We start from the raw sequence: 14,514 nt of genomic DNA on the forward strand, positions 1-14,514 counted from the left end.
TGACGAGCCGCCACAGGTCCTCGGGCGAGGCGATCCCGCCGGGGTAGCGGCAGCTCATGCCGATGATGGCGATCGGCTCGTCCAACGCGGCGCCCGCCACCGTGGCGGCGGGGCCGTCGGCGGCGGCGCCGGCGATCTTCTCGCGCAGGAAGCGCACCAGGGCGAGCGGGTTCGGGTGGTCGAACACGAGGGTGCTGGGCAGCGTGAGCCCGGTCGCGGCGGCCAGGCGGTTGCGCAGGTCGACGGCGGTCAGCGAGTCGAAGCCGACGTCACGGAAGGCCCGCTGCTCGGACAGCACGTCGGGCGAGGCGTGGCCGAGCGTGGTCGCCGCCTCGGCGCGGACCAGGTCCAGCAGCCGGCGCTCCTGCTCGGCGGCCGGCAGGGCGCGCAGCTTGGCGGCGAACTCACCGTCCCCGGCCGGACGTTCGGTGGCCTCGGTGAGCCGGCGCACCTCGGGGACGTCCTCGAACAGGGCGGTCGGGCGGCCGGAGGTGAAGACCGGGTGGTAGCGCTCCCAGTCGACGTCGGCGATCGCGAGCACCTGCTCGTCGGTGTCCAGGGCCTGGCGCAGCCCGTCCAGGGCGAGCGAGGGGTCCATGAAGACCAGGCCGCTGCGCCGGATCTGGCCGGGGTCGACGCGGCCGAGCTTCAGGTCGTCGGCCCAGATGCCCCAGGAGATCGCGGTGGCCCGGCCGCCACGGGCGCGGCGGTGCTCGGCGAGCGCGTTGAGGTAGGCGTTGCCCGCGACGTAGGCGGCGTGCCGGCCGCTGCCCCACATGCCGGCGGTGGAGGAGTACAGCACGAAGGCGTCGAGCTGGTCGTCGGGCAGGAGCTCGTCGAGGTGGCGGGCGCCGGCGGTCTTGGCGTGCAGGACCTTGGCGAAGGCCTCGTGGGTGGTCTCCTCGATCGACAGCAGCTCGATGACGGCGGCGGTGTGCACGACGGTGCGCACCTCGTGGCCGGCGGCGGCGAGGTCGGCGAGCATCGCCGCGACGGCGTCGCGGTCGGTGAGGTCGCAGGCCGCCATCTCGGCCGCGCAGCCCGCGGCGGCGAGTTCGGCGAGCAGCTCGGCGGCGCCCGGCGCGGTGGCGCCGCGGCGGCTGGTGAGCACGATCCGCTCGGCGCCCTCCGCGGCGAGCCGGCGCGCCAGGTGCGGGGCGAGGGTGCCGGTGCCGCCGGTGATCAGGACGGTGCCGCGCAGCGGCCGGGCCTCCCGGCGGGCGGCGGCCTCGGCGCGCACGATGCGGCGGGCGTAGGCGCCGGAGGGGCGGATCGCCACCTGGTCCTCGTCGCGGGCGGCCAGTACGGCGGCCAGCCGCTCGCCACCGCGCCGGTCGAGCGCGTCGGGCAGGTCGACGACGCCGCCGAAGCGCTGCGGGTGCTCCAGGGCGGCCGTCCAGCCGAGGCCGTGGACCTGTGCCTGCACCGGGTTGGCGACCGTGTCGGTGCGCCCGGCGGAGACGGCGCCGCGGGTGAGGCACCACAGCGGCGCGTCCTGCCCGGCGTCGCCGAGGACCTGGATCAGGGCGAGGGTGAGCGCGACGCCCTCGGGCAGGGCGGGGTGGCGCTCGCTCGGCCGCTCGGCGGTGGCGAGCAGGGAGACGATGCCGGTGAGATCGGCGGGCTCCAGGAGCGTGGCGAGCCGCTGCCGGTCGGTGCAGGTGTCGTCCAGGACGAGCCGCTCGACGGTCGCGCCGTGCGCGGCCAGCGCCTCGGCGACGTCCTCGCCCTCGCCTTCCTGGGCGGTGGCGAGCAGCCAGGTGCCGTCCAGGCGGGCGGACGCGACCGTCAGCGGCTTCCACGTCGCCCGGTAGCGCCAGGAGTCGAGCGTCGAGCGCTCACGCCGGCGGCGGTGCCAGTCGGTCAGCGCGGGCAGCACCGGCGCGAGCGCGCCGCTGTCGACGCGCAGCCGGGCGGCCAGCGCCTCGACGTCGGCCTCCTCGACGGCGCTCCAGAACTCGCCGTCCTCCGGCTCCCCGCCGGGGCGCGGCGCGACGGCCCACAGGTGCTCGTGCTGGAAGGCGTAGGTGGGCAGCGGCACGCGGCGCCCGCCGGCCGTGCGGGCGGACCAGTCGGCCCGTCCGCCGCGGACGAAGGCCTCGGCGAGCGAGGCGAGGAAGCGGTCCGTGCCGCCCTTGTCGCGGCGCAGGGTGCCGACGGCGGTGGCGCGGTCGCCAAGGTCCTCGGCGGTGGCCTCGATCGCCATGGTGAGCACGGTGTGCGGGCTGACCTCGACGAACAGGCCGTGGCCCTGGGCCATCAGCTCCCGCACGGCCGGGTCGAAGCGCACCGGGTTGCGCAGGTTGCGGTACCAGTAGCCGGCGTCCATGGCGGTGGTGTCGAGCCAGTCGCCGGTGACGGTGGAGAAGAACGGCACCTCGGCGGCGCGCGGGCGCACGGGGGCGAGGTCCGTCAGCAGGTCGTCCCGGAGGAGTTCCACCTGGGCGGAGTGCGAGCCGTAGTCGACGCTGATCCGCCGGGCGCGCAGGCCCTCGGCCTCGAACTCGGCCATCAGCTCGTCGAGTTCGCCGACCGGGCCGGCGACGACGACGGTCTGCGGCCCGTTCACGGCGGCGACGGCGAGCCCACCGCCGCGCGAGCGCAGCCGCTCCTCGGCCTCGTCGGCCGGCAGCGGCACGGAGACCATCCCGCCGGAGCCCGCCAGGACGCGGCCGATCAGCCGGCTGCGCAGCGCGGCCACCCGGGCGCCGTCCTCCAGGGAGAGCGCCCCGGCGACGACGGCGGCGGCGATCTCGCCCTGGGAGTGGCCCACCACGGCGTCCGGGTGGATGCCGTGGGCGCGCCACAGTTCGGCGAGGGCCACCATGACGGCGAAGGTCGCCGGCTGGACCACGTCGACGCGGTCCAGCGCGGGCGCGCCCTCGGCCTGGCGCAGCACGTCGAGCAGCGACCAGTCGACGTGCGCGGACAGGGCCGCCGCGCACTCGGCGATCCGCTCGGCGAACACCGGCGACTCGTCCAGCAGCCGGGCGCCCATGCCGGCCCACTGGGAGCCCTGGCCGGGGAAGACGAAGACCGTGCGGCCGCCGTCCTCGGCGAGGCCGCGGACGGCGTTCGGTGTGGAGGCCCCGGCGGCGAGCGCGGCGAGGCCCTCGCGCAGTTCGGCGGTGTCGGCGCCGAGCACGACGGCGCGGTGCTCGAAGAGGGCGCGGGTGGTCAGCAGGGTGTGGGCGACGTCGTGCGGGCGCAGGTCCGGCTCGACGTCGAGGTGGTCGGCCAGGCGCGCGGCCTGGGCGCGCAGGGCGGCGGGGGTGCGGGCGGAGAGCACCCACGGCACGACGACGTCGGGCACCTCGGCGCGCTCGGCCGGACGGGCGGCGGGCGCCTCCTCCAGCACGACGTGCGCGTTGGTGCCGCTGATACCGAAGGAGGAGACCGCGCAGCGGCGGGTCCGCTCGCCGGCCGACCACGGCACGGCCTCGTTGAGCAGGGTGACGGTGCCCGGCGTCCAGTCGATGTGCGAGGACGGCTCGTCGGCGTGCAGGGTGGCCGGCAGCACGCCGTGGCGCAGCGCCTGGACCATCTTGATCACGCCCGCGACGCCGGCCGCCGACTGGGTGTGGCCGATGTTGGACTTCACCGAGCCGAGCAGCAGCGGGCGCTGCGGGTCCCGGTCGCGCCCGTACGCGGCCTGGAGGGCCTGGGCCTCGATCGGGTCACCGAGGGCGGTGCCGGTGCCGTGCGCCTCGACGGCGTCGACGTCGCCCGGGGTGAGGCCCGCGTTGTGCAGGGCCTGGCGGATGACGCGCTGCTGGGACGGCCCGTTGGGCGCGGTGAGCCCGTTGGAGGCGCCGTCCTGGTTGATCGCGGAGCCGCGGATGACGGCGAGCACCTCGTGCCCGTTGCGCTCGGCGTCGGAGAGCCGCTCCAGGACGACGACGCCGACGCCCTCGGCGAGGGTCATGCCGTCGGCGGCCTCGGAGAAGGCCTTGCAGCGGCCGTCGGCGGCGAGCGCGCGCTGGCGGCTGAAGGCGATGAAGGCGTTCGGGTTGGTCATGACGGTGGCGCCGCCGGCGAGCGCGAGGGAGCTCTCGCCACCGCGCAGCGACTGGCAGGCCAGGTGCAGCGCGACGAGCGAGGAGGAGCACGCGGTGTCGACGGTGACGGCCGGGCCCTCCAGGCCGAACAGGTAGGCGAGGCGGCCGGAGAGCACGCTCGGGCTGGTGCCGGTGACGGCGTGCCCGGCGGAGCTGTCGTCCATGCCGAGCCCGTACTCCTGGTACGTGGACCCGATGAAGGTGCCGGTCGCACTGCCGTGCACGGAGGTCGGGTCGATGCCCGCGGATTCGAGGGCCTCCCAGGTGGTCTCCAGCAGCAGGCGCTGCTGGGGGTCCATGGCGAGGGCCTCGCGCGGGGAGATGCCGAAGAACGCGGCGTCGAACTCGCCGGCCTCGTGCAGGAAGCCGCCCTGGGTGGAGTAGGTCCGGCCGGGGGTGTCCGGGTCGGGGTCGTAGAGGCCGGTGTCCCAGCCGCGGTTCTCCGGGAACTCGGAGATGGCGTCGGTGCCCTCGGCAACGAGCCGCCACAGCCGGTCGGGGCTTCCGGCGCCGCCGGGGAATCGGCAGCCCATGCCGACGATGGCGATCGGCTCGTCCGGGTCGGCGGCGGCGGCGACCGGCGGCGCCGCCACGTCCTGCGCTCCGTCGAGCAGTTCGCCGCGCAGGAACGCGGCGAGCGCGACCGGCGTCGGGTGGTCGAAGGCCATCGTGCTGGGCAGTGGCAGCCCGGTGAGCGCGGCGAGGCGCTTGCGCAGCTCGACGGCGGTCAGCGAGTCGAAGCCGGCGTCGCGGAAGGCTCGCTTCCCGGGCACGCCGTCGACGGAGCCGTGGCCGAGGACGGCGGCGGCCTCGCGGCGCACCAGGTCGACGAGCAGGCGGTCGCGCTCGGCCTCGGACAGGCCGCGCAGGCGGCGGACGAGGTCGGAGGCGGCCCCGGTATCGGCTGCGGCGGCGCGGGCGAGGGCGCGGACTTCGGGCAGCTCGTCGAACAGGACACTCGGCCGGGCGGCGGTGAAGACGGGGGCGTAGCGCTCCCAGTCGACGTCCGCGACGGTCACGGCGACGTCCTCGTGCACGATCGCGCGGCGCAGCTCGGTGAGCGCGGTCTCCGGGGTGAGGAAGCGCAGGCCCTGGCGGCGCAGGCCGTCGGAGACGGCCTCGTGGGCGGCCATGCCGGCGCCGGCCCACGGGCCCCAGGCGATCGAGGTGGCGGTCAGGCCGCGGGCGCGGCGGTTCTCCGCGAGGGCGTCGAGGTAGGCGTTGGCGGCGGCGTAGGCGCTCTGCCCGGCGCTGCCCCAGATGCCGGCGACGGAGGAGAACAGGACGAAGAAGTCCAGTTCGTGGTCGGCGAGGAGGGCGTCGAGGTGGGCGGCGCCGTGGAGCTTGGCGGCGGTGAGCGCGGCGACCTCGGCGACCGGGGTGTCCGAGAGCGGGGCGGCCTGGCCGATGCCGGCGGCGTGCACGACGCCGGTCAGCGGGTGCTCGGCCGCAACCGCGGCGAGGACGGCGGCGAGCGCGTCGCGGTCGGCGACGTCGCAGGCGACGACGGCCGCGGTGGCACCGAGTTCGGCGAGTTCGGCGACGAGTTCGGCGGCGCCGGGGGCGTCCGGGCCGCGTCGGCCGGTGAGCACGAGGTGCCGGGCGCCGCTGCGGGCCAGCCAGCGGGCGACCTCGGCACCGAGCGCGCCGGTGCCGCCGGTGACGAGGACGGTGCCGTCGGCGGTGAACTCCTCGGCGCGGGGCAGCTCGTCGACGGCGTGCCGCACCAGGCGGCGGCCGTAGGCGGCGCTGCCGCGCAGCGCGATCTGGTCCTCTCCCCCGCGGCCTGCCCCTCGCCCGCCACCACCCTTCTTGGGAAGCGCTTCGCGCTGCACCTCTTGACTGCCCGCGAGGACGCCGACCAGGCCCTGCACGGTCGGCGCGTCGAGCACCGGCGGCAGGTCGACCAGCCCGCCCGGCGCCTGCGGGCGCTCCAGGGCGGCGACCCTGCCGAGGCCCCACGCGGCGGCCTGGACGGGGTTGGTGAGCGGGTCGGCGGGACCGGTGGAGACGGCGCCGCGGGTGACGGTCCACAGCGGCGCGGCGGAGCGCAGGTCGCCCAGGGCCTGGGCGAGGACGACGCCGAGCGCGACACCCTCCGGCAGGCCGGGCCCGGGGGTGGGCCGGTCGGCCAGCGCAACGAGCGACAGGATGCCGCTCGGCTCGCCGAAGTCCGCTATCCGGCGGCCGAGTTCGGCGCGGTCGCGGCAGTCCTCGTCGAGCACCAGCCGTTCGAGACGGGCGCCGTGGCCGCGCAGCGCGTCGAGGAGTTCGGCGTCGTCGACGGCGTCGGTGGTGACGACCAGCCAGGTGCCGTCCAGCACGGGCGCGGCCGCCGGGCGGACCGGCCGCCAGTGGACGCGGTAGCGGGCGGCGTCGAGCTGGGCCTTCTCGTGCCGGGTGCGGCGCCAGTCGGCGAGGGCGGGCAGGAGGGCGTAGAGGCCGGCGTGCTGTTCGTCGCGCAGGCCGAGCAGGCCGGCGAGTTCGGCGGCGCTGCCGCGCTCGACGGCGCCCCACAAGGCGGAGTCGGCGGGGTCGGCGGTCGGGGCGGCGATGCCGGGCTCGGCCTCGGGCCAGTAGCGCTCGTGCTGGAACGCGTAGGTGGGCAGGTCGGTGCGGCGGGCGCCGGTGCCCGCGTACAGCGCGGCCCAGTCCAGGGCGTGGCCGCGCACATGGAGCGCGGACAGGGCGAGGGCGGCGGTCCGCTCCTCGGGGCGCCCGGCGCGCAGCAGCGGGACGGCCGTCACTGCGCCATGACCGGCCGGAACAGTGTCGGCCAGGATCTCCTCGGTGAGCGCGGACAGCACGCCGTCCGGGCCGAGTTCAAGGAAGGTGGCGGCGCCGGCCGCGCGGGCGGCGCGGACGCCGTCGGCGAAGCGGACGGCCCGGCGGACGTGCTCGACCCAGTACTCGGGCGAGCACAGCTGCGCCTCGGTGGCGAGCTCGCCGGTGGTGTCGGAGACCAGCGGGATGGCCGGCGCGCGGAAGTCCAGCTCCGCGACGGTGCGCCGGAACTCCTCCAGCATCGGCTCCATCAGCGGCGAGTGGAAGGCGTGCGAGACGCGCAGCCGCTTGGTGCGGCGGCCCTCGGCCGCGAACTCCCCGGCGATGCGCAGGACTTCGTCCTCCAGGCCGGAGATCACCACGGCCCGCGGCCCATTGACGGCCGCGACGGAGACGCCGGGCACCAGGCGCGGCAGCACCTCGTCCTCGGCGGCCTCGACGGAGACCATGGCGCCGCCTTCGGGCAGCGCGCCCATCAGCCGGGCCCGCGCGGCGACGAGCGCGCACGCGTCGGCGAGCGGGAGCACCCCGGCGCAGTGCGCGGCGGCGATCTCGCCGACGGAGTGGCCGAGCAGCACGTCGGGCCGCACGCCGAGCGAGGCGACCAGGCGGTACAGCGCGACCTCGACGGCGAAGATCGCGGGCTGGGCCCAGCCGGTGCGGTTCAGCAACTCCTCGTCCTCGCCCCACAGCACGTCGCGCAGCGGGCGCTCCAGCCGGGGGCCGAACTCGCGCAGCACCTCGTCCAGCGCCTTGGCGAACACCGGGAAGCGTCCGGCGAGTTCGCGTCCGGCGCCGAGGCGTTGTGCGCCCTGGCCGGCGAACAGCACGGCGAGTTTGCCGGCGCCGCTCTCGCCCGCGACCAGCCCGGCGGCGGACTCGCCCGCGGCGAGGGCGGTCAGGGCGGCGAGCAGTTCGTCGCGGTCGCCGCCGACGGCGACGGCGCGGTGGTCGAAGCCGGAGCGGGTGGTGGCGAGCGAGAGGCCGAGGTCGGCCGGGCTCGCGGCCGGGTCCGCGGTGGCGAAGGCACGCAGGCGGGCGGCCTGGTCGCGCAGCGCGGCCAGGCTGCGGCCGGCCAGCGGCCACAGCAGGACGGGCTCCGCGACGGCCGGAGTGGCATCCCGCGGGACGACGACGGGGGCCTGTTCGAGGATGACGTGGGCGTTGGTGCCGCTGAAGCCGAAGGAGGACACGCCGGCCCGGCGCGGGCGGCCGGTCTCCGGCCAGTCCGCCTCCTCGGTCAGCAGCTCCACCGCGCCCTCGTCCCAGTCCACGTGGGAGGACGGCTCGGCGGCGTGCAGGGTGCGGGGCACGACGCCGTGTCGCATCGCCAGCACCATCTTGATCACGCCCGCGACGCCCGCGGCGGCCTGGGTGTGGCCGAGGTTGGACTTCACCGAGCCGAGGAGCAGCGGGAGTTCGCGGTCCTGGCCGTAGGTGGCCAGCAGCGCCTGGGCCTCGATCGGGTCGCCCAGGGAGGTGCCGGTGCCGTGCGCCTCGACGACGTCGACGTCGGCCGTGGCGAGCCCGGCGGTGGCCAGGGCCTGCCGGATCACGCGCTGCTGGGAGGGCCCGTTCGGGGCGGTGAGCCCGTTGGAGGCGCCGTCCTGGTTGACGGCGGAGCCGCGCACGACGGCGAGGACGGGGTGCCCGTTGCGGCGCGCGTCGGACAGGCGCTCCAGGGCGATCACGCCGACACCCTCGGACCAGCCGACGCCGTCGGCCCGGTCGGAGAACGCCTTGCAGCGCCCGTCCGGGGCGAGGCCGCGCTGGCGGGAGAACTCGATCAGCGAGGTCGGGGTGGACATCACGGTGACGCCGCCGGCCAGGGCCAGCGTGCACTCGCCGGCGCGCAGGGCCTGCATGGCCCAGTGCATGGCGACGAGCGACGACGAGCACGCGGTGTCGACGGTGACGGCCGGACCCTCCAGGCCGAGCGTGTAGGAGACGCGGCCGGAGGCGATGCTGGGCGACGTGCCGCTGCCCTGGTGGCCCTCGAAGCGGCCGCCCGCGAGCAGCGCGGAGTAGTCGTTGTACATCACGCCGGCGAACACGCCGGTGCGGCTGCCGCGCAGCGACACCGGGTCGATCCCGGCCCGCTCGACCGCCTCCCAGCAGGCCTCCAGCAGCAGCCGCTGCTGGGCGTCGGTGGCCAGCGCCTCGCGCGGGCTCATGCCGAAGAAGCCCGGATCGAAGTCGGCCGCCTCGTGCAGGAAGCCGCCGAAGCGGGTGTAGCTGGTGCCGAGGTGGTCCGGGTCCGGGTGGTAGAGCGAATCGACGTCCCAGCCGCGGTCGGTGGGCAGGCCGGAGATCGCGTCGGTGCCCTCGCGCAGCAGGCGCCACAGGTCCTCGGGCGAGGCGACGCCGCCGGGGTAGCGGCAGCTCATGCCGACGATGACGATCGGGTCGTCGTCGGCCGCCGCGCGCACGGGGGCCGCGGCGGCGGGCGCCTGGGCGCCCGTCAGGCCGTCCAGGACGTGCCCGGCGAGGGCGGTGACGGTCGGGTAGTCGAAGACGACGGTCGCAGAGGTGCGCAGGCCGGTGGCGGCGCTCAGGCGGTTGCGCAGCTCGACGGCGGTCAGCGAGTCGAAGCCGAGGTCCTGGAACGGGCGGTGCGGGTCGACCTCGGACGCGTCGGCGTGCCGCAGCACGGCCGCCACCTGGGCACGGACCAGGTCGACGACGGCCTCGGTGCGGGCGCGCTCGTCCAGCCCGGCGAGCCGGCGGGTGAGGGCACCGGCCGCCTCGGTGGCGGTCACGGCCGCGCGCCGTGCGGGGGTGCGGATCAGGCCGCGCAGGAGCGGCGGCACCTCGCCCCGCGCGCGCAGCGCCGGGAGGTCGAGGCGGACGGGCAGCAGGACGGCCTCGGGGCGGACGAGGGCGGCGTCGAACAGCGCGGTGCCGTCGGCCTCGGAGAGCGCCGGGGTGCCGAGCCTGGCGAGCCGGTCGAGGTCCGCGTCGGTGAGCCCTCCGGTCATTCCGCCGACGGGGGCCCAGGGGCCCCAGCCGAGCGAGAGTCCGGGCAGTCCGGCGGCCCGGCGGGTGCGCACGAGCGCGTCCGCGAAGGCGTTGCCCGCGGCGTAGTTGGCCTGCCCGGCCGCGCCGACGGTGCCGGAGAAGGACGAGAAGACGACGAACGCGGCGAGGTCCAGGGCGCGGGTGGCTTCGTGGAGGTGCCACAGGGCGTCGGCCTTGGGCCGCAGGACGGCGGCGAGCCGCTCGGGGGTGAGCTGCTCGACGACGCCGTCGTCGAGCACGCCGGCGGCGTGCACCACGGCGGTCAGCGGGTGTCCGGCGGGCACGCCCGCGATCAGGCGCTCGACGGCGGCGCGGTCGGTGAGGTCGCACGCCTCGACGGCGACCTCGGCGCCCGCCTCGGTGAGCCGCGCGGCCAGGTCGGCGGCGCCTTCGGCCGCGGCTCCCCGGCGGCTCGCGAGCACCAGGCGACGGACGCCGTGCTCGGCCACCAGGTGCCGCGCGAGGACGGCGCCGAGGCCGCCGGTGCCGCCGGTGATCAGGACGGTCCCGTCCGGGTTCCACGCGGCGCCGGTCACGGCCGCCGCGCCCGCGCGGGCCAGCCGGGCCGCGAGCACGGCGCCGCCGCGCACGGCCAGCTGCGGCTCGTCGCCGCCGAGGGCGCGCTCGGGCAACGGGCCGCCGGCCGGGTCCAGGTCGACGAGGCCGAAGCGGCCCGGGTGCTCGGCCTGCGCGGAGCGCACCAGGCCCCACACGGCGGCCGCGGCCGGGTCGGTGACCTCCTCGTCCGCCGTGGTGGCGACGGCGCCGCGGGTCACGAAGACCAGCCGGCCGGCCGTGTCCTCCGCGAGCCACTGCTGGAGCCGGGCCAGCGCCAGGGCCGTCAACGCGTGGGCCGAGCCGACCGGGTCCGCCGGGTCGCCCGCGAGCGGCACGAGCACCACCTCGGCCGGGGCCTCGCCCGCCGTCGGCAGCACGCCGAGGCCGAGCGGGTCCGCGTCCGGGACGGCCACCGAGGCGGGCGCCTGCGCGCCGCCGCGCGGCCGGGACCAGCGCAGCTCGAACATCGCGTCCTGGACCGGCCCGGCGCCCGCACCGGCCAGCGCCGGAAGCGCCCGCAGCAGCAGCGAGCCGACCGAGACGACCGGGCCGCCCGCCGCGTCGGCGACCTCGACGGCGACCGAGTCGTCCCCGGTCGCGGACAGCCGCACCCGCACCACCGAGGCGCCCGCGGCGTGCAGGCTGACGTCCTGCCAGGAGAACGGCACCCCGCCGAGCCCCAGGAACGCCGTCGCGTGCAGCGCCGCGTCCAGCAGCGCCGGGTGGATCCCGAACGCGCCGGCCTCACCGCTCGCGCCCTCGTCCAGGGCGACCTCGGCGAACACGTCCTCGCCGCGCCGCCAGGCCGCGCGCAGCCCGCGGAAGGCCGGGCCGTAGCGGAAGCCCGCACCGGCGAGGCGCTCGTCCAGGCCCTCCAGGTCCAGGGCCTCGGCGCCGGCTGGCGGCCACTGCGTGAACTCCTCCGCGATGGCGCGCTGTTCACCCGCCGAGTCGCCCGGCGCGAGGATGCCGTCGGCGTGCTGGGTCCACGGGGCGTCCTCATCGCCCTCGGGGCGGGCGTAGACGCCGACGGTGCGCCGCCCGCTCGCGTCGGCCCGTCCGGCCCACACCTGCACCTGCACGCCGCCCTGGTCGGGCAGCGGCAGCGGCGCGGTGAGCGTCAGCTCCTCGACGCGCTCGCAGCCGACCTCGTCGCCCGCGCGCACGGCGAGCTCCAGGAAGGCCGTACCGGGCAGCAGGACGGTGCCGTCGACGGCGTGGTCGGCCAGCCACGGATGGGTGCGCAGCGAGAGCCGGCCGGTCAGCAGCAGGCCGTCGGTGTTGGCGAGCGAGACGGCGGCGGCGAGCAGCGGGTGGTTGGCCGAGCCGAGCCCGGCGGCGCGGACGTCGCCGGTGCGCGAGAGCGCGCTCTTCGGCCAGTAGCGCTTGTGCTGGAAGGCGTAGGTGGGCAGGTCGGCGCGGCGGGCGCCGATGCCCTCGAAGTAGGCATCCCAGCGCACCGGGACACCACGCACGTGCAGCCCGGCGAGGGCCTCGGTGAGCGCCTCGGTCTCGTCGCGGCCGGGGCGCAGCGCGGCGAGGGCGGTGCAGCCTTCGCCGGCCGGTTCGTCCAGGACGCCCTGGGCGAGCGCGGCGAGGGCGCCGTCCGGGCCGAGTTCGAGGAACTGCCCGGTGCCGTGGCCGCCGAGCCAGCCGACGGCGTCGGCGAATCGGACGGCCTGGCGGGCCTGGTCGGCCCAGTAGTCGGCGGAGGTGAGCTGCTGGACGGTGGCGAGCGTGCCGGTGAGCGTCGAGACGACCGGGATCGCGGGCGCCTGCGGGTCCAGCCCGGCGACGACGGCACGGAACTCGTCGAGCATCGGGTCCATGAGCGGCGAGTGGAAGGCGTGCGAGACGCGCAACCTCCTTACCTTGCGGCCTAGTTCGGCGAAGTGCGCACCGACGGCCTCGGCCGCCGCGGTCTCGCCCGCGACGACCACGCTCTGCGGCCCGTTGACGGCGGCCAGCGACACGCCGTCGCCGAGCAGCGGGAGGACCTCGTCCTCGCTCGCCTGCACCGCGACCATGGCGCCGCCGGCCGGCAGGGCCTGCATCAGGCGGGCCCGGGCGGCGACCAGGACGCACGCGTCGGTGAGGGTGAACACCCCGGCGACGTGCGCGGCGGCGATCTCGCCGACGGAGTGGCCGGCCAGGAAGTCCGGGCGCACGCCCCAGGACTCCAGCAGCCGGTACAGCGCGACCTCGACGGCGAACAACGCGGGCTGGGCGTGACCGGTGCGGTTCAGGGCGTCCTCGTCGGCACCCCAGATCACCTCGCGCAGCGGCGCGCCCGGCCGGCCTTCGAGCTGGACGTCGAGCCCGGCGAGCACCTCGTCCAGCGCGGCGGCGAACACCGGGAAGCGGGCGGCCAGTTCGCGGCCCATGCCGATGCGCTGCGAGCCCTGGCCGGCGAACAGGAAGGCGAGCTTGCCCCGGCCCTGGGTGGTGCCGAGCACCGCCCGGCTGTCGCCCTCGCCCTCCACGAGCGCGGTGAGCGCCGCGACGGCCTCGGCGCGGCCGGCCGCGGTGACGACGGCGCGGTGCTCCAGGGCGGCGCGGGTGGTGGCGAGCGCGTGGGCGAGGTCGGCGTCGGAGCCCTGGGCGTCCGTCGCCAGGAACGCGACCAGCCGCTGGGCCTGGGCGCGCAGCGCCTCGGGGGTGCGGCCGGAGACCAGCCAGGGCAGCATCCCGGCCTCGACCGTCTCGGACGCGGGCGCCTCCTCCGCCGCCGGCGCCTCCTCGATGATGGCGTGCGCGTTGGTGCCGCTGAGGCCGAAGGACGAGATGCCCGCGCGGCGCGGCTCGGCGCCCTGCGGCCACGGCGTCGCCTCGGTCAGCAGCCGGACGGCGCCGGACTCCCAGTCGACGTGCGTCGACGGCTCGTCCACGTGCAGGGTGCGCGGCAGCAGCTCGTGCCGCAGCGCCAGCACCGTCTTGATCACCCCGGCCATGCCCGCCGCGGCCTGGGTGTGGCTCAGGTTCGACTTCACCGAGCCGAGCAGCAGCGGGCGCTGCGGGTCCCGCCCGCGCCCGTAGGTGGCGAGCAGCGCCTGGGCCTCGACCGGGTCGCCGAGGACGGTACCGGTGCCGTGCGCCTCGACCGCGTCCACCTGGTCGGCGGAGAGCCGCGCGTTGCGCAGCGCCTGCTCGATGACGCGCTGCTGGGACGGCCCGTTGGGCGCGGTGAGCCCGTTGGAGGCGCCGTCCTGGTTGACGGCGGTGCCGCGCACGACGGCCAGCACCCGGTGCCCGTTGCGCCGGGCCACCGACAGCCGCTCCAGGACGAGCACGCCGACGCCCTCGGCCCACCCGGTGCCGTCCGCGGAGTCGGCGAAGGAGCGGCAGCGGCCGTCCGAGGCCAGGCCGCCCTGGCGGGCGAACTCGACGAAGGTGGTGGGGGTCGACATGACGGTGACGCCCGCGGCGAGCGCCATGCCGCACTCCCCCGCGCGCAGCGACTGCGCGGCCAGGTGGAGCGCGACGAGCGACGACGAGCACGCGGTGTCGACGGTGACGGCCGGGCCGACGGCGCCGAGGACGTAGGAGAGGCGGCCGGAGATCACGCTGGTCGCGTTGCCGGTCAGCACGAAGCCCTGGACGTCGTCGTCCGGCCCGGTGCGGTAGTCCTGCGGCATCGCGCCGACGAAGACGCCGGTGCGGGTGCCGCGGACGCTGCTCGGGTCGATGCCCGCGCGCTCGATGGCCTCCCAGGACGCCTCCAGCAGGACGCGTTGCTGCGGGTCCATGGACAGCGCCTCGCGCGGCGAGATGCCGAAGAAGCCCGGGTCGAAGTCGGCGGCGCCCTGCAGGAACCCGCCCCGGACGTCGACCGGCCCGTCCGCCGGGTCGAGCTCCCAGCCGCGGTCGGCGGGCAGGCCGGTGATGCCGTCCTCGCCGGCGACGAGCATCGCCCAGAGGTCCTCGGGAGCCGCGACCCCGCCGGGGAAGCGGCAGCTCATCCCCACGATGGCGATCGGCTCCCGGGCGGCCGCCTCCAGCTCGTCCACCCGCTGCCGGGAGCGCTGGAGGTCCGCGCTGGCCCGCTTGAGGTAGTCCCGGAGCTTCTGTTCCTTGTCCATCATCGACGCAACCCATC

1 protein-coding gene (only partly in view) is annotated in these 14,514 nt (G+C 77.0%); it reads right to left on the reverse strand.

Features of this window, described 5'->3' with window-relative positions:
* Nucleotides 1-14,497 carry the 5' portion of a type I polyketide synthase gene (locus ACIRYZ_RS26800; RefSeq protein WP_402948863.1) on the reverse strand. It extends 13,547 nt beyond the left edge of the window, so the window shows 14,497 of its 28,044 coding nt (coding positions 1-14,497); the start codon lies at nt 14,495-14,497; its stop codon lies off the left edge, out of view.
* Nucleotides 14,498-14,514 lie beyond the last annotated feature (17 nt).

The organism is Kitasatospora sp. NPDC101155, assembly GCF_044768305.1.
Taxonomy (GTDB): domain Bacteria; phylum Actinomycetota; class Actinomycetes; order Streptomycetales; family Streptomycetaceae; genus Kitasatospora.